This is a genomic window from Rhodopseudomonas pseudopalustris (genome assembly GCF_900110435.1).
In the GTDB taxonomy this organism is placed as follows: domain Bacteria; phylum Pseudomonadota; class Alphaproteobacteria; order Rhizobiales; family Xanthobacteraceae; genus Rhodopseudomonas; species Rhodopseudomonas pseudopalustris.
This window is the reverse complement of the sequence record NZ_FODT01000009.1, coordinates 127,449-142,103: the sequence shown is the minus strand read 5'-3', so window position 1 is coordinate 142,103 and position 14,655 is coordinate 127,449. Positions and strand designations below refer to the sequence as shown.

Sequence of the window (14,655 nt, the reverse complement as noted above, 5' to 3'; positions counted from 1 at the left end):
CCTTGGCGATGCGGTGGAACGGGTCATGGCTGCGCCGTCACCGCGTCGGCGCGCGCCAGACGAAGCGACCATCGCCGTCTTCGTCGGTGTAGAGAGGCGTGGCCCGGCCGATCACGGTGGTGACGGCGAGAGGCCCGAAGTAGCGGCCGTCCAGGCTGTCCCGGACGCCGATGTTCATGAGGAAGAGTTCGCTCGCGCCGATCCGGTGGCAGCCTCTCCAGATAGGCAGCGTGCGTCCCAGACGGTCGCGGTCGAGCGCATTGCCGACGGTGATCCCGTCGACGCTAATGTCCCCTTCCGAACGGCAGACTGTCTGCCCGGGAAGTGCGGCAACGCGCTTCAAGAGCGGTACGCCGCGCGGCAGATAACCCCGGTCCGCGAGGAATGCGGCAAGCGGCTCCGGCGCATTGACCGCGACAAGGTCGGTGACCTCGAGCGGCGTAGCCGAGCCGATCTCATAGAGGCCGACCGGGACGCTGGCCGATGCGTTCCAGACGAGCCGCGGTGCAACGTGCACCATCGCCAGCGTGATCAGCAGGAGCGCGGCGCCAGTGGCCGTCAGCAGGTAGCCGGCGCGCGTCATGGCTCGGCCCTCTGTCGCAAGTGCCAAGCGCGATGCTGCTGTCGGGAGTAGGATCGCGGGGCGTCCCCGGCGGCGAGCCGGTTATGGACATGGCGCCAATAGTCAGGCGCAGCTTCGGCGGGATCGATGTCGAGCGCTTCGATCGCGTCGATCAGAAGCAGCACCTGCTCGACGCTCGGCCAGCCGCTCGTTTGCAGCAGGATTTCACCACCGGGCCGCACCGAGGGTAGCGTCTGATAGCCGTCGCCCGCGCTGACGGCGCGCAGGATGTCGATGCGCGAGACGACGGTGCCAAAGCCATTCGATGCCCAGCGGACGAAGGCGAAGACAGCCCCGGCGGGGAAGCTGAGGACGCGGCGCCGTCGGTCGAGGATTTGCTCGTGGACCGCATGGCCGAAGCGGATCCAGTGCTCGATCTGCTTCTCGCGCCAAACCAGTTCGACCTCGGTGAGCCGACCGGGAGGTGATGACGGCCGAACGCCTGCTGCACCATGAATTGCCGGTGCGCTCATGGCGCGTCCCCCTCGGCAGGAAACGCGCCCGCGAGGAGCTCGCGCAGCATGTCCGCGACGGTTTGGCCGCGCTGGAACGCGGTAACCTTGATCCGGCCGCGCAGGTCCGGCGTGACGTCGATCGTGAGGCGCGCGGTGTAGGCGATGACGTCAGCCCTGCGGCCGCGCGGATCGTCGGCGGCCTTGATCCAGGTGTCCGGGTCGCCGGGCCGCGCGGCGAAGTTGCGCCTGGTCATGGTGCGAGCCTTCCAACTTCGGCGCAAAGCGCTGCGATCTCGCGCGTGCCGGCACGCTGGCCATCGAGCTCCGAGATCAGGCGGCCGGATTGCGCGGCATCCGCGAAGCCAACGCGTTGGCCTATCGCGCTCGCCAGCACCGGCGGATCGTGTTCGGCGAGCGCCTTCGCGGTCTCGCGTGCGATGATGGTGCGCGCGCCGCAGCGGTTGAGCACGAACCGGGCGACAAGCGACGGGCGGAACAGGCGTGCTTCGCGGAGCAGTGCCAGCATCTCGGCTGACGCCCATCCGTCGAAGGGCGACGGCTGAACCGGGATGAGGACGAGATCGGCGGCGAGCAGGGCTGAGCGCATGAGGCCGGCGACCCGCGGGGGACCATCGATCACCACATGATCGGCGCCGCGCGCCAGTTCGGGCGCTTCGCGGTGCAAGGTGTCGCGCGCCAGTCCGATGACGGCGAACCGGCGAGGCAGGCCTTCACGGGCGCGAGCTTGGGACCAGTCGAGTGCGGAACCCTGCGGATCGGCATCGATGAGCATGACGCGTTGATCGCGGCTGGCCCATTCGCCGGCGAGATGGAGAGCGAGCGTCGTTTTGCCGACGCCGCCTTTCTGATTGAGCAACGCGACGATCATGACCGCGCGCTCCGTCGGCAGCGGGGTGGTTTTCCACCGTCGCCCCGCTCCAACAAGAAGTTAGATTCGTTGTTAGATTCTAAGTTAAGGCTCGGAATCGCCGTTTCAGGCCAGAGGGTTAGTTGCGATTTCCGCGCCCGAAGTCCCGAGCCGGCAACGCCCGAAATCCCGATACCATTTGCGCCCGAAGTCCCGATCGCATCCACAACACCATCCACAGGGCCTGTGGACAAGTTGATGGGGCGGATGTGCAGGCGTTCTTGACGACCGGTGCGCTCCAGAGCCAAGCGATAGCCGGGCAGCGGCTGGCGGGCGACGATGCGGCGGATGTCGATGGCGAAGTCGGAAACACGCGCCTGGCTGCCCGATTTGGCGTGCAGGTGCGCGATTTCGAAGGTCCAGCCCGCTGGCTGACGGCCGGCATGCTTCCGGGCGACCCGGTAGAGCCAGCGCTCGATGCCGCCGGTCAGTCGGAAATAGGCGGGATCGATGGCGAGGACGAGCGAGCGGTCAATGACACCGCGATAGAGCCAGTCGGGCAGGACGAACTCCATGCCCTCTACGCGGCCGTCGCGCGTCGTGCATTCCCCCCACTCGTTGATCCAGGAGAATTGCTGACGCCGCCAATGCTCGCCGTTGCGGATCGTGGTGCGGATGACCGTCGACTGAAGGCGCGCCAGAGCGCCCTTGAGGAGCCGATAGTCGCGCGATCCCGTCTGGCGCCCGATCGCGGTCAGGAGTTGATACGGCGTGAAGCGCAGGAAGCGTGAGGTTTGGAAGCCGAGGTTTGCGGCCTCGACGATCTGGCTCGCGGCCCAGATCAGGATATCGGCATCCCAGATGGTCGCCATGCCATGCTCGGGGACCGCGAAGACTTCGACGCGGATGTCGCCGGCTTCGTAGTGGATCGGTGAAGTACGCTTGGCCTTGGCGAGCGAGAAGAAGGGCCGCTCCATCAGATCGCGCTGGTCGCGCGGACTGGCGTCGCCGGTGGCGACGACGAACGGGTCGAGCCGCGATCGTTCGCTCAAGGAGAGGGGGCGCTGCCGTGGGGACATGTCGGACGGCTCAGCGGGCTTGGCCGCCGCCGAAGGCAGGCGTGACGGCGGCATGGCGCTTGGCGGGAAGGACACTCCCGCGCGGATCGGACGTCGAGGTGACAAACCCGCGGTCAGCCCAGGCTTTCAGGTCCTCGAGCGCGTAGACGACGCGCCCGCCAAGCTTGCGATAGGCGGGACCGGTGCCGTAGGTCCGGTGCTTCTCGAGCGTGCGATCCGAGAGACCGAGGAAGCGGGCCGCTTCAGGCGTGCGGAGAAAGCGTTGCGGCACGCCGGCGCCATTGGGTGACATGATCGGGCCTCCGAGGTTGCGCGAGAGCCGCAGGGGGACAGCGGCGGTTGGCGGCTACCCTGGCGGACCGCGAAGTTGCGGAGGGAGTGGGAAGCTGGCGGGAGCAAATCCCCACACCAGGCGTGCTAGCGTCGACGGCGATGGCTCAGGAGGCGTCGATAGCCGCCGGCGATCATGGCGAGGCCGCCGCGCACAAGGTCCATGGTCGCGAACCGGCGCGAGGATGTTTTCCATGGTTCATCGGCGAGGTCGCTTGCGCCGAACAGTGCCGCCGCGATCTCGCGGTAGCTGGCGCCGCTGAGACGCCCGTCCACGGCCTGCAACATCCGTCGCGCACGTTGACGCTGCTGCTTGGTCAGCCGCGTGTCGGCAGGAATCGAGCGGCCATGGAGCGAACTCAGGAGACGGGCTACGGCCTCGAGCCGATCGAAGCCTTCGGGGCCGAGCGGGATGACGGCCGCCGTGCCTTCGTCTGCGCCTAATCCGCCGAGACGCAGGATCTGAAGCCGTTCGCCATTCGTGAGGGTGTGGACGAAGTGGGAGCCTTGCGCGTCTGATTGGCCGGGCGCCTGCGCGTCAATGTATTGTGACGTGTCGTCCTTCGGCAGGATGGCGGGCGGTGCGGTCAGTAGTACGACGCCAGTGTTCACGGTGGGTGCCCAGATGGGCGCGGCCTCTTTGGCGTCGAGGGCCGGCGACAACAGGAAATCGCAGCCCCCATCGAGACCTCGTCGCCTCGGTTGCTGCGGTGTCGGCGTTCGGTTCCAGCTGAGCGGCCTCGAAGTCGCGCTGATAGTCTCCATTCCGGCGCAGCCATTCCCAAGCGAGTTCGGGCGAGACGAGGCCTTCGACGTATTCGTAGTGCTCGGATGATCGCCAGTGCGAGATGTCGGGGGTCATGAATCCTCCGCCAGCAAACCTGCAGCAGCTTCGCTGCGCAGGATTCCGCCACGCAAGCGCAAGCGGAAGCCGGAGAAATGGAAACGGGCGATGCCGCTGCGGCATCACCCCCGCCTCAACGACGCGGGTGCTCGTGTACAAGCTCGCGGTAGCCGTGCTGGGTCATCCATTTGGCACGATCGAGATGGCTGTCATGGATGCGGCGGGCCCGCTCCGGTTCGGCGGCCGGGTCAATGCCGAACAGGATTGACACGGCCTCTTCCCAAGCAGCGCCGTCCGACGCGGCATCAAGGAGACGGAGGTAGAGCGTCATGTGCGCCCGATCATAGTCGGTGATCGACGCGCTCTCCGGCGGCCGTTCGAGGAAGTCTGCCTTGGTCACGACGCCCCACCTGGAATCACAGAGCCCCTGCGTGTCGGCATGGCGTTAACCAAGCCCGACTTCGACGGCAACTGGTATGGCTGCTGGCTCGCAACGCGGGTTGGCCGTCGTGGAACGGCGCTAGTTTCTCTTCCGCATGTCGCTGGCGGCTTTTCGGCCATGGACGAGCATCACCCCTTCACCTTGGTCGGACTGCAAGAGGACGATGCCATGCGCTTCAAATGCCCGGCGCACCTGATCGCGTGTGCTCTCGTAGACCTTCAAGTCGCTCTCCGACTCGAGGCGCTTGAGCGCGGTCAGTGATACACGGGCTTCGTCAGCGAGCGTCTCCTGTGTCCAACCCAGCAGCGCGCGTGCGGCCCGCGACAGTCGGGCGGTGATCATGCATGATCACCTCCACTCGGACCTCAGCGCACGCCAGAACTACGACTACAATAGTCGTTCTTGGCTTCTCGGGCCAGACTGAAGAGCGTCTATTGCGGTCGCTCGAGTAGTTCAGGCCGCAACCTGATTCGGATGCTTTGGTCGACGAAGGCCCCGTCCGGATCGACCGGACGGGGCGTCGCCGGAGCCTCAGTCGCCGTTGCGGCGGCTGGGGCGGGACCAGATGAGGCTGAAAGCTTCGCCATCCTCGTCGTCGAACAGGTTGGCGTAGATCGGGGCGTTGAAGCTCGGGTCGTCCAGCTTGAGACCAAGATAGTCGCGGCCCTCGTTGGAGCGCTTGGACCAGGCGGCGCCGATCTCGGCGCGACCGACCAGGACGCGGTGGCTGGGGGCGTTCTCGCCGGTGGCCCGGGTCTCGGGGACGATTCGGACGTTCTTGGCCTGAACGCTCAGGGTGACGATCTCGCCGGTGAACTCGTTCGTGCCGGTCTTCTTGAAGGTGCCGATGGTGGCCATGTCATTTCTCCTCGATCTTAAGTCTCGAGCCCGCACCATTGCGGCCTCGATGGCGATCGACGGGCCGGAGACGCTCGGCGGCGCACCCCAGCCTCGGGGCCCCAGTTCGCTGGGGTAGGCTTGGGGCCTGACAGCAAAGGAGGAACTTTCTTGTCCCGCGAGGAATGACGGCGCAGCCGGCAGGGGAAGAAAGTTGTGACGCCGCTGTTGCGCCATAGGCGAGCGAGGCGTGAGCCGGTCTTCGGCCAGATCAGGCCATTGAAGAGGCCGCTCGGGTGCGCTCGATCTGGCTAGATCCCGAGGGGATGACGTGGCGGCGCAAGGCATCGGCCGAATTGGCACGCGCGGTTCACGTGATCGGCGTTTCTGAGCTCTGAGCTGACACGTCTCGTCCTGCTGATGAGGGGCGCCTGACCGGTGACGCCCGTCAGCCTGCGTTTGGTCAGTCGGCGAATGAGCAGCCTGGGATCAGACGATCAGCGAGCCCTGCGCCATGACAGGTTGCGCGCTGACGTGCGCGCCCTTTCGCTCGATCCCACATCAGGTCGGTCGATGGTTGGTGCGTGGTGCACGTCCGCTTTCTGGTCCGGCTCTGCGGTCAGTTCGGCATTCAGGCATTGGCAACGCCCCGGCTGGTCGATTCTGGCGGGGTGAGTGACGTCACGCGGACAAAGGTCGTGACTGCAACGGCAATCGCCCCGATGACCGAGAATACGAGGTGCCAGGTTTCCGACGGCATGGTGTGCTTCACGATGCCATGGGTCGCGTGAAAGCCCGCGATGGCTGCGGGCGCGACGAAAGCCAATGCGACAAGGATTTTCAGCCACGCCGGCCGCAGGATGGCGAGCAGAAGCTGGCCGACGCCGAGTGCGATAACGGCACCAACGGCGCCGATGACGATGGCACCGAGCAGGCCGGCGCCGGTCTGATGCGCCCAGATGCCCGCGCTGACGCCGATGAAAGCTGGAAGCGCAAAGACGGCGAGCGTGAACAAAAGCCAGCAAAGCACGCCGATGGCGACGAGCGAACCGAGAATGGCGAAGACGATCATGGTGGTGGCCTCCGTGAGAATAGGTCTGACGGGTGCGCCGACCACCACCACCAAAGCGCGATGCAGAGTATAGCCAAATTCGATGCGCTTCGGGAGCGGAAATCGAACCGATCTCCGCCCGCGAAGCTGTTCCGCCAGACGTCAGACGTCGAACGGATCGATCTCGGCCACGACCTCGGCATCGCCGTCGAACTCGTTGCAGGGAGTGACAGACAGCGTGCCGTCGCCCGCTCGGAAGATGATGATGGCGACCATCAGGGTGCCAGCGAGGCTGTTTGCGAAGGCATAAGCGGCGTCGAGGGACATCGGTCCGGCTCCTGTTCCGAGCGGAGGACCATCCCCCGCTGACAGGCGCCCGAAGTGTCGGACTGAACGCTGCAATCACCGCGCAGGCGCAGCCGAAGCGGCGGCATGCTCGCATAGCCGACCCTTTACGGGTTGATGGCGTCAGGCGATCAGTCTGACCAAGGATCAGCGCAGATAAGCGGGGGTGTGTCGGCCGGTCTGAAATGGTAGCTGTGATGGTCTCAACAGCCTTGCCGCCAAGACATCAACCGGACGTCTCGCGCAGACGAGGCGACAACTTCGTCTGGGAGGAAAATGGCAAGCGGTTTCCACGTGCCGGATGGCAACGAGGCCTTGAGGTCGGATATTCCTGCCATCGTCGAACTCATCGAGCGGACGGCACGTTGGGTACATCCCGACACGTTTCGCGCGCTGCCGGTCTGGGCACCGCATACTGCGCGCGGTCGGCCGCTCTTTGATGCCGCGTGGACGCGGCGTTACACGAACACGCGCAAGCTAACCGGCGTCACGGCGGAGAAGTTCGAAGGAAATGTGGCTGCGCTGAACGCCCTTGTCGCCGCGCTCGACGTCGCGTCCCCAAGGCCGAAAAACTGGACCGTCTGTCACATCTGGGGTTACGACGATCCATCGTTCGCGCAGGGCAGCAGCGTGGTGCAGGATCCACGCTATTTCTCCTGTGTCGCGAACATGGTGTGGCTGCCCACCTCGCTGAAGGGCTTCACCGACACACTTCCTGAAATCAAAGCCATGCTGCGCGTATGCGCTTTCCATCTGTACGGATGGGCATGCGAGCACGAGGCGGTCGCCGAACAGGCTGAACAGGTGCGATCTGGCTGGACACCTCCCGACTACCCGAAGAGTTGGCCCAACGCGGATCGGCGAGGCGTCTTGCCTCCGGGGACCGCGCCGTTCACGCCGCGCATCGAACGCGAAATCGAAAAGCGAAAGTCAAAGATTCGGTCCGCTCTCGCCAGCGCCAATTTGCTTCATTATCCGAAGACTGAGGTCGAGAATGTTCTGAAGTTCTGGAAAGTCGATTTGGGATAGGCGGCGCTCACGCGCCGCCGAATCTCCAGACAGGGATGCCGAGCTTCTTCGCCTTGTCGGCCAGGTTGTCCTGGATGCCGGTGCCGGGGAAGACGATGACTCCGATTGGCAGCACGTCCAGCATCTGATCGTTGCGCTTGAACGGGGCTGAACGGCCGTGCCTGGTCCAGTCGGGGGCAAAACCGATCTGCGCGACGCCGCGGTTGTCGGCCCAGCGGGCGGCGATTTTCTCGGCCCCTTTCGGAGATTTGCCGTGCATCAGCACCATGTTGGGATGCTTCATGCGGACCTGGTCGAGCTTGGCCCAGATCAGTTGATGGTCGTTGAAGTCGAGCCCGCCGGTCAGCGCGATTTTCGGTCCGGCGGGCAGCAGCACCTCGCGATCGGAGCGTTTGCGCGCGGCGATGAAGTCGCGGCTGTCGATCATCGCAGAGGTGAGCTGGCGATGGTTGACGCGTGAGCCGTGGCGGGGAGACCAGTTCGAGCCGGTCGTCTTCCGGTAGAGGTCGGCGCCGGTGTCGCGGAGGAGTTCGAGGGCGTCGCGGCGTTCGATGAGCCGCTGGCCTGTGGCGATCAGCGCTTCGAGCTGCACGGCCTTCACCTCGGAGCCGTCCTGTTCGCGCTGCCCCTGCTTCTGCGCCTGCTCGTTGTCGTCGAGTGTGCGTTCGACCCGTTCGACGGCGCGGTGGAAGGTGTTGACCGTTGACCACAGCAGGTCGTCGAGATCTGCGTCGAGACCGGTATCGGCCATGGTGGCAATCAGCGCGTCGAAGATGTCGGCGACGGCGCCGGCGATCACGCGATCTTCCGGGATTGGTCGAGGATCGGGTTCGTCGTCGCGGGGATGGAAGCCGTAGAGCTGAAGCTCGGTCAGAACGTGTTCGGTGGGAGAAGAGATGTGGTCGGGCTCAAATTCGTCATGCTCGCTCATGGGAAGCTCCGTTCGCTGGACCGCGACCGCCGCGGCCTTCATGGCGACGAAGCCGTCGGACGGGCTGGACTGGCACCCGGAGCGAAGCGAGGGGCCGCAGCGTGAGCGAAGGACCGCAGGGGCCGGCTATTTTGTCTCGCGATGGAAAGGCCCGAGCCGGGGTCCCCGCGCGGCTTGACCGCGTGGGGTGGAGCGGGCCGCCGGAAAATAGTCGGCCACAAGGTTGCCTGGATAGACCGTCTGATGGCCGATCGCCCTCTGGAAGGCCGGGGCGCGGTCCTCTGGCGAAACGGTCATCCCGGATGCGAGCGTTGGTCGAAGTGCTCGACCGGCAGCCGCCTGCCTCCATCCCGGTTAGGCTGTGTGCTGCATGAAGCGTGCGACGTCCTGGGGCGCGATTTGGACACGGATGGCCGTCCGGAGCGCCGCGTGTCCCAGCAGCCGGAGGTCTTCATTGAAGTCGCCGAGGGTCGGAGACAGGATGACCGTCTCGATGCCCGCTTCATCCGCGCGGGTCATCAAGGTCGTCACCGCCACATCGCCAGCGGGATCGTCATCACGCGCGACATACAGCCGGTGCAGGGTGTCGGGAAACTGGATGGCAGCGAGATGCGCCGCCGACAGCGCGGCTGCCATCGGCATGGTCGGCAGGACGCAGCGCAGCGACAGCATGGTCTCGACGCCTTCGCCGGCCGCCATCACCGAGCCTGGCAGTCCGAAGCGCACGGCAGACCCGAGGAGATTGCCCATCGCCCGTCTCGGTGTCTCGACTGGCGCCTTGCCTAAGGTCGCTTCGTTGAAGCCGTCGGGGTCCAGCCAAGTGCGATGTGCGCCGGTTAGCTCGCCATTGAGATCCGTGACGGCTGCGATGATCGCCGGCCAGATCTCGGTCGGGGAATGCTCATCGGGGCGGAAGAAGCAGCGGGGATGAAAGCGCAGCGATCCGGTTTCGTGCAAAGACGTAATGCCGCGTGCGCGCAGATACGTCTCGGCGAGTGTACGACTGATCGGCTGTGCGATCGCGAAGAGACGCCTCGCGGCTTCTGACGAGCCCATGGGCGCCGCGGACGTCTTGCCTCGCCGCGGTTCTCGATTTGGCTCTGGATGCGGGAGGCTCAAGAAGCGCCGTGCCTCCTCGGCGATTTGCTTGAAGTCGGGAAGGCTGCAGGTTTCGCGAATGACATCGAGCAGATCGCCATGCTCGCCGGTGGCGGCGTCGGTCCACTTGCCGGCGGCGCCCTTACCCGTCTGCGGCCCCTTGAGCCGCACGAACATTGAGCGGCCCGGCGTGTTGCGAACGTCGCCGACCAGCCAGTAGGCTCCCTGCCTTGTGCCGTTGGACAGATAGTGCCGGCACACGGCTTCGGCCTGGCCGGCGAGGCGGGCCGCGAGATCGGATGCGTCCAAGCTGGCCATCATGCGGCCTCCCGTTCAGAGATCCGCGTGACTGGATAGCGCTCCATCACCTTGGCAAGGACGGCCACGCCGGTCGCGTCGGTGGGAACGAACATCCGGAGCTTCCAGGAGATGATCTCGTGGAACAGGCCGTAGGACCGGAGGCGATCGCGCATCGTGTCTGAGAAGCCCGATAGCTCGATGCGGTGGACGCCCATCACCCGCGCGCGATGAAGCTGGAGGCCCTCAGTGAGATCGAGGACGGTGCTGCCTGCCACCAAGGCTGCAAAGGCATCGGCAGCCGTCAGCGTGGGCGCTCCGATAGCGAGTGCGTTGGCTGCCCATGCTGGAGAAACGCGTCGCCCGATGATGCGTTCGCCGTCGTCCGTCTGGAGGCGATAGACACGCGTGCACTCATCCGGGAGACGCTTCCAGATCGGAAGCAGGAGCCCGGCGACGACATGGATCGTGCTGTCGGTGAACTCGGGGATCTGCCCCAGTTCGCGCTGCCACGCCGCCGCGAAGACCTCGCGATCGGCCGCCCGCCAATGGCTTTCCGCCATCGACGCCAGCGATGCATGGTGATGTTCCATCGGCCGGAGCAAGCGCACCCGACGTTCGATTTCGCCATCATCCAGCATGATGCTCGGGGCAGGCACCTGAACCGCCGCCCGCGCGGACCGCTCGTTAATCAGCAGAGCTGCACGTGGATCGGCGAGAAGCTCGAAGGCTTGTTCGAGCGACAAGGGCCGGTTGCGCTCGCGCTGGGTGATCGTCAGCAAGCGGGTTTCCGCGCCAGTGGCGGGATGCGTGTAGATGGTGTGCCGGTCGGTGACGACGAAGCTTTCGGCCTTCAGCGTTTCCAGCCCGATGTCATAGGTGCCGCTGGCCAGTGCTCCGGCAATCCGGGCATTGAGAAGCTGCTCGAAGGCGATGAACAATATGCCCTGCAGGTCGATCGTCAGCGCCAGCAACCTATTGAGAAAGGTCGTGATCGGCGGCAGCTCGTCGCGGATGCCCGTGTCGTCCATCAGGCTCAGGCCGGTAGCGCTCTCGAAGATTTGGAGCGGGCAGCCATCGACCTTGCCGCGGACGATCAGCAGGTAAAGTTGGCGGAGCGCGTCGCGCGCGTGGGGGCTTTCGAGATTGTCCTCGGGTCTGAAGAGGCCCTGTCCGCCGGTCTGGCGCTGGCCGCGGGTGATTGCCCCGAGCGTGTCGAGCCGGCGGGCGATGGTCGACAGGAAGCGCTTCTCGGCCTTCACGTCAGTTGCGATCGGGCGAAACAAGGGCGGCTGCGCCTGGTTGGTGCGGTTGGTGCGACCAAGGCCCTGAATGGCGGCGTCGGCTTTCCAGCCCGGCTCGAGGAGATAGTGGACGCGAAGGCGCTGGTTACGTGCCGCGAGGTCGGCGTGATAGCTGCGCCCAGTGCCGCCAGCATCACTGAACACGAGGATGCGCTTGGCATCATCCATGAAGGCGGCGGTCTCGGCGAGGTTGGCGGAGCTCGGGCGGTTCTCGACCATAAGCCGATCACCTTTGCGGATGATGCGCCGCGATCGCCCGGTCACCTCGGCAACCAAGTCCACTCCGAAGCGCTGGACGATCTGATCGAGCGCGCCAGGCACCGGCGGCAGGCTTGCGAGTTTCTCGATCAGCCGGTCACGCCGGGCGACCGCTTCACGGCTTTCGACGGGCTGGCCGTCGCGGGTGACAGGTCGCGAAGAGAGATTGCCATCCGCGTCGGTGAACGGCTCGTAGAGCTGCACCGGGAAGGAGTGTTGAAGGTAAGACAGCACATATTCGCGCGGGGTGATGTCGACGCGCACGTCGTTCCATTCCTCGGTCGGCACCTCGGCCAGTCGCCGCTCCATCAGTGCCTCGCCAGTGGAGACGATCTGGACGACAGCCGCGTGCCCGTCATCGAGATCACGCTGGATCGAGCGGATTAGCGTTGGGGTCTTCATCGAGGTCAGCAGGTGCCCGAAGAAGCGCTGCTTGGTGCCTTCGAAGGCCGAACGGGCGGCAGATTTGGCGCGCGGGTTGAGCGTGCTGGTCTCGCTGGTGATGTTCGCGGCGCGCATCGCGGCATCGAGGTTGTTGTGGATGATGGAGAACGCGCCAGCATAGGCGTCATAGATGCGGCGTTGCTCGTCGGTTAGCGCGTGCTCGATCAGCTCGTACTCGACGCCGTCATAGGACAGGGACCTGGCGGTATAGAGTCCGAGGGCACGAAGATCGCGGGCCAGCACCTCCATCGCCGCGACACCGCCGGCCTCGATGGCTGCGACGAATTCGGCCCTGGTGGCGAACGGGAAATCCTCGCCGCCCCACAGGCCGAGACGCTGGGCATAGGCGAGATTGTGGACGGTGGTGGCACCTGTCGCCGAGACGTAGACGATCCGAGCGCCGGGGAGGGCGTGCTGGAGCCGCAAGCCGGCACGGCCCTGCTGCGACGGAGCGACATCGCCTCGTTCTCCCTTGCCGCCGCCGGCGTTCTGCATGGCATGGCTCTCGTCGAAGATGATCACCCCGTCGAATTCGGAGCCCAACCAATCGACGATCTGGCGGACACGCGAAACCTTGTCGGCCTTCTCATCGGACCGCAGCGTGGCATAGGTGGTGAATAGGACGCCTTCCGGCAGTGTGATCGGCCGTCCCTGCGGGAAGCGGGATAGCGGCGTCACCAGCAGGCGCTCCATGCCCAGGGCCGACCAGTCGCGCTGCGCGTCCTCGATCAGCTTGTCCGACTTCGAGATCCAGACGGCCTTGCGCCGACCGTGCAGCCAGTTGTCGAGGATGATGGCGGCGGACTGGCGCCCCTTGCCCGCGCCCGTGCCGTCGCCGAGCATGAAACCGCGCCGGAAGCGGACGGCGGATGCCGCGTCGTCAGGTGCGGCAGAGACGACATCGAACGTCGCGTCGATGGTCCAGGCGCCGCTGAGGAAGCCCGTATGGGCCTCGCCGGCATAGATCACGGTTTCGAGCTGCGCGTCCGACAGTATGCCCTCGGTGATGAGACGTTCGGGCAGGCGTGGACGATAGCTTGGCTTGGGCGGTGCGACCGACGCCATGGCCGCCGATTGCACGAGCTTGGTCGGATGGGCTTGAGAGCCGGGAATGCGGATCGTCTGAAGTCCGTATTCCTCGTAGATGGCGTCGGTCAGCCGACCGCCCTCGGCCGGCTTCCAGTCAAGGGTCTCATAGGCGAGGTCCAGGTAAACCGGTTCCTCGAGTGATGACCTCTGCGGCGCGTTCGCGGTGCTGCGCGCAATCGGACAGGCAACCTGCTTCGGCGCCATCGCCGACGGTGCCGGCAGGGCGACCGAACCCGCCAGTGTGAGCCGTGGGGGAACGTGATCCGTGACCCAGCCCATAAGCGTCTGCGTGTCGCGTGCTTGACCCTGTGATGCGGGAAACCGGGCCGGATCGTCTGCTGGCAGCTTGTCGAAGACGGTGAGCCGTGTCTCGATGGTTGTGCCGTGCTTGGCGTAGACGGCGCCGTCGATGCTCGCGGTGAATACGACGCGCCCGCGCTCCTGCAGTCGGATGAACGCGTCGCGCCAGGCTGGATGCTCCGGGCTGACATTGGCGCCGGTGATGGCCACCAAGCGCCCGCCCTCGGCGAGGCGGGCGAGCGCGGATGCGATGTGTCGCAGAGCTGCGTCGGCCATGCGACCGGAGACGTTCGCCATCGCCGAGAATGGCGGGTTCATCAGCACGACCGACGGGACCATAGCCGGGTGCAGATGATCGTCGATCTGCGCTGCGTCGAAGCGCGTGACTGCGACCGCCGGGAAGAGGGAGGACAGGAGGCTGGCGCGGATTTCCGCCAGTTCGTTGAGGACCAAAGTAGCGCCCGCAATCTCGGACAGAATGGCGAGCAAACCGGTCCCGGCGGAAGGCTCGAGCACATGGTCGGCAGGTGTGATGCCGGCCGCGCGCGACGCGATGAATCCGAGCGGGATCGGCGTCGAGAATTGCTGGAACGTCTCGCTTTCGAGGGAGCGGCGGGTATGCGTGGGAAGCAGACCGGCGACTTTGGCGACCAGCGGCAGGGCAGCGGCCGGAGAGCCGGCTTTGTGCAAAAGCGCTTTGCCGTATTTGCGGAGGAAGAGAACGGTCGCTGCCTCGCAGGCGTCGTAGGCCAGCTTCCAGTCCCACGCTCCGGCAGCGTCGCTCGCGTTGAAGCTCGCTTCCATCGCGTCACGAAGCAGGGTGGCGTCGACTCGCCGGCCGGCTTCGAGATGGACGAGAATGGATCGGGCGGCATCGAGCAGGGCGGCCGTTAGGTCGACGCGTGGGAAATGAGTCGCCGGCCTATGTTCTTGCGCGCATGGTGCGGAACGATCGTGCATGGGGAAGACCTCGAGGAGAGCGGGAACAGGGCAAGCCCTCGGCCGCTCTCTCTCGACCGTCCGGGCTCAAAC

General features: G+C 65.7%; 17 protein-coding genes. 1 reads left to right on the top strand and 16 read right to left on the bottom strand.

The features are described from left to right. Positions 1 to 37: 37 nt before the first annotated feature. From BMY71_RS17805 to BMY71_RS24980, 13 genes are all read right to left on the bottom strand, one after another. Positions 38 to 583, bottom strand: a complete 546-nt coding sequence (locus BMY71_RS17805) for a S26 family signal peptidase (protein WP_011579865.1) — start codon at positions 581 to 583, stop codon at positions 38 to 40. Beyond that, positions 580 to 1,095: a DUF2840 domain-containing protein gene (locus tag BMY71_RS17800; protein WP_092685502.1), complete on the bottom strand. Its 516-nt coding sequence runs from the start codon at positions 1,093 to 1,095 to the stop codon at positions 580 to 582. The genes BMY71_RS17805 and BMY71_RS17800 overlap by 4 nt, the downstream gene beginning before the upstream one ends. Next, positions 1,092 to 1,331, bottom strand: a complete 240-nt coding sequence (locus BMY71_RS17795; protein ID WP_092685500.1) for a ribbon-helix-helix protein — start codon at positions 1,329 to 1,331, stop codon at positions 1,092 to 1,094. The genes BMY71_RS17800 and BMY71_RS17795 overlap by 4 nt, the downstream gene beginning before the upstream one ends. Further along, the gene (gene parA / locus BMY71_RS17790; RefSeq protein ID WP_011579868.1) at positions 1,328 to 1,966 is read right to left on the bottom strand and encodes a ParA family partition ATPase; all 639 of its coding nucleotides are present in this window, start codon (positions 1,964 to 1,966) and stop codon (positions 1,328 to 1,330) included. The genes BMY71_RS17795 and parA overlap by 4 nt, the downstream gene beginning before the upstream one ends. Beyond that, on the bottom strand, positions 1,963 to 3,024 hold the full coding sequence (locus BMY71_RS17785) for a replication initiator protein A (RefSeq protein ID WP_011579869.1): 1,062 nt from the start codon (positions 3,022 to 3,024) through the stop codon (positions 1,963 to 1,965). The genes parA and BMY71_RS17785 overlap by 4 nt, the downstream gene beginning before the upstream one ends. A gap of 10 nt (positions 3,025 to 3,034) precedes the next feature. Beyond that, positions 3,035 to 3,316 (bottom strand): helix-turn-helix transcriptional regulator, encoded by a 282-nt coding sequence (locus BMY71_RS17780; RefSeq protein ID WP_011579870.1) that lies wholly within the window; start codon positions 3,314 to 3,316, stop codon positions 3,035 to 3,037. A gap of 125 nt (positions 3,317 to 3,441) precedes the next feature. Next, positions 3,442 to 3,966 (bottom strand): DUF2285 domain-containing protein, encoded by a 525-nt coding sequence (locus BMY71_RS17775; protein WP_011579871.1) that lies wholly within the window; start codon positions 3,964 to 3,966, stop codon positions 3,442 to 3,444. Continuing rightward, on the bottom strand, positions 3,893 to 4,216 hold the full coding sequence (locus BMY71_RS25330) for a transcriptional regulator domain-containing protein (RefSeq protein ID WP_244526096.1): 324 nt from the start codon (positions 4,214 to 4,216) through the stop codon (positions 3,893 to 3,895). Before BMY71_RS25330 ends, BMY71_RS17775 begins: the two co-directional genes overlap by 74 nt. A 115-nt stretch (positions 4,217 to 4,331) precedes the next feature. Further along, positions 4,332 to 4,598, bottom strand: coding sequence for a DNA -binding domain-containing protein (locus tag BMY71_RS17770; RefSeq protein WP_011579873.1), 267 nt, complete (start codon positions 4,596 to 4,598; stop codon positions 4,332 to 4,334). A gap of 120 nt (positions 4,599 to 4,718) precedes the next feature. Then, complete coding sequence (locus BMY71_RS17765; RefSeq protein WP_011579874.1) at positions 4,719 to 4,982, bottom strand: helix-turn-helix domain-containing protein; 264 nt, start codon at positions 4,980 to 4,982, stop codon at positions 4,719 to 4,721. 189 nt (positions 4,983 to 5,171) lie between these two features. Further along, positions 5,172 to 5,498, bottom strand: coding sequence for a DUF736 domain-containing protein (locus BMY71_RS17760; RefSeq protein WP_011579875.1), 327 nt, complete (start codon positions 5,496 to 5,498; stop codon positions 5,172 to 5,174). Positions 5,499 to 6,108: 610 nt separating this feature from the next. Then, complete coding sequence (locus tag BMY71_RS17755; RefSeq protein ID WP_011579876.1) at positions 6,109 to 6,549, bottom strand: hypothetical protein; 441 nt, start codon at positions 6,547 to 6,549, stop codon at positions 6,109 to 6,111. A 141-nt stretch (positions 6,550 to 6,690) separates the two neighbouring features. Then, positions 6,691 to 6,855: a hypothetical protein gene (locus BMY71_RS24980; RefSeq protein WP_011579877.1), complete on the bottom strand. Its 165-nt coding sequence runs from the start codon at positions 6,853 to 6,855 to the stop codon at positions 6,691 to 6,693. 294 nt (positions 6,856 to 7,149) lie between these two features. Here BMY71_RS24980 and BMY71_RS17750 point away from each other — a divergent pair, with 294 nt between their 5' ends. Beyond that, on the top strand, positions 7,150 to 7,902 hold the full coding sequence (locus BMY71_RS17750; protein WP_011579878.1) for a hypothetical protein: 753 nt from the start codon (positions 7,150 to 7,152) through the stop codon (positions 7,900 to 7,902). Between the two features lie 7 nt (positions 7,903 to 7,909). Here BMY71_RS17750 and BMY71_RS17745 read toward each other — a convergent pair whose 3' ends face one another. The 3 genes from BMY71_RS17745 to BMY71_RS17735 all read right to left on the bottom strand — a co-directional run bounded on the left by BMY71_RS17745 (position 7,910) and on the right by BMY71_RS17735 (position 14,583). Then, positions 7,910 to 8,833: a DUF2493 domain-containing protein gene (locus tag BMY71_RS17745; RefSeq protein ID WP_011579879.1), complete on the bottom strand. Its 924-nt coding sequence runs from the start codon at positions 8,831 to 8,833 to the stop codon at positions 7,910 to 7,912. A gap of 354 nt (positions 8,834 to 9,187) precedes the next feature. Further along, positions 9,188 to 10,249: a DUF7146 domain-containing protein gene (locus BMY71_RS17740; protein ID WP_175557707.1), complete on the bottom strand. Its 1,062-nt coding sequence runs from the start codon at positions 10,247 to 10,249 to the stop codon at positions 9,188 to 9,190. Then, entirely contained in the window at positions 10,249 to 14,583 is a 4,335-nt protein-coding gene (locus tag BMY71_RS17735) for a strawberry notch family protein (RefSeq protein WP_011579881.1), read from the bottom strand. The genes BMY71_RS17740 and BMY71_RS17735 overlap by 1 nt, the downstream gene beginning before the upstream one ends. Positions 14,584 to 14,655: the final 72 nt, after the last annotated feature.

What these genes read in the sequence shown, in the direction of transcription:
- BMY71_RS17805 (WP_011579865.1), bottom strand. Translation starts at nt 583, where the DNA reads ATGACGCGCGCCGGCTACCTGCTGACGGCCACTGGCGCCGCGCTCCTG.
- BMY71_RS17800 (WP_092685502.1), bottom strand. Translation starts at nt 1,095, where the DNA reads ATGAGCGCACCGGCAATTCATGGTGCAGCAGGCGTTCGGCCGTCATCA.
- BMY71_RS17795 (WP_092685500.1), bottom strand. Translation starts at nt 1,331, where the DNA reads ATGACCAGGCGCAACTTCGCCGCGCGGCCCGGCGACCCGGACACCTGG.
- parA (WP_011579868.1), bottom strand. Translation starts at nt 1,966, where the DNA reads ATGATCGTCGCGTTGCTCAATCAGAAAGGCGGCGTCGGCAAAACGACG.
- BMY71_RS17785 (WP_011579869.1), bottom strand. Translation starts at nt 3,024, where the DNA reads ATGTCCCCACGGCAGCGCCCCCTCTCCTTGAGCGAACGATCGCGGCTC.
- BMY71_RS17780 (WP_011579870.1), bottom strand. Translation starts at nt 3,316, where the DNA reads ATGTCACCCAATGGCGCCGGCGTGCCGCAACGCTTTCTCCGCACGCCT.
- BMY71_RS25330 (WP_244526096.1), bottom strand. Translation starts at nt 4,216, where the DNA reads ATGACCCCCGACATCTCGCACTGGCGATCATCCGAGCACTACGAATAC.
- BMY71_RS17765 (WP_011579874.1), bottom strand. Translation starts at nt 4,982, where the DNA reads ATGATCACCGCCCGACTGTCGCGGGCCGCACGCGCGCTGCTGGGTTGG.
- BMY71_RS17760 (WP_011579875.1), bottom strand. Translation starts at nt 5,498, where the DNA reads ATGGCCACCATCGGCACCTTCAAGAAGACCGGCACGAACGAGTTCACC.
- BMY71_RS17755 (WP_011579876.1), bottom strand. Translation starts at nt 6,549, where the DNA reads ATGATCGTCTTCGCCATTCTCGGTTCGCTCGTCGCCATCGGCGTGCTT.
- BMY71_RS24980 (WP_011579877.1), bottom strand. Translation starts at nt 6,855, where the DNA reads ATGTCCCTCGACGCCGCTTATGCCTTCGCAAACAGCCTCGCTGGCACC.
- BMY71_RS17750 (WP_011579878.1), top strand. Translation starts at nt 7,150, where the DNA reads ATGGCAAGCGGTTTCCACGTGCCGGATGGCAACGAGGCCTTGAGGTCG.
- BMY71_RS17745 (WP_011579879.1), bottom strand. Translation starts at nt 8,833, where the DNA reads ATGAGCGAGCATGACGAATTTGAGCCCGACCACATCTCTTCTCCCACC.
- BMY71_RS17740 (WP_175557707.1), bottom strand. Translation starts at nt 10,249, where the DNA reads ATGGCCAGCTTGGACGCATCCGATCTCGCGGCCCGCCTCGCCGGCCAG.
- BMY71_RS17735 (WP_011579881.1), bottom strand. Translation starts at nt 14,583, where the DNA reads ATGCACGATCGTTCCGCACCATGCGCGCAAGAACATAGGCCGGCGACT.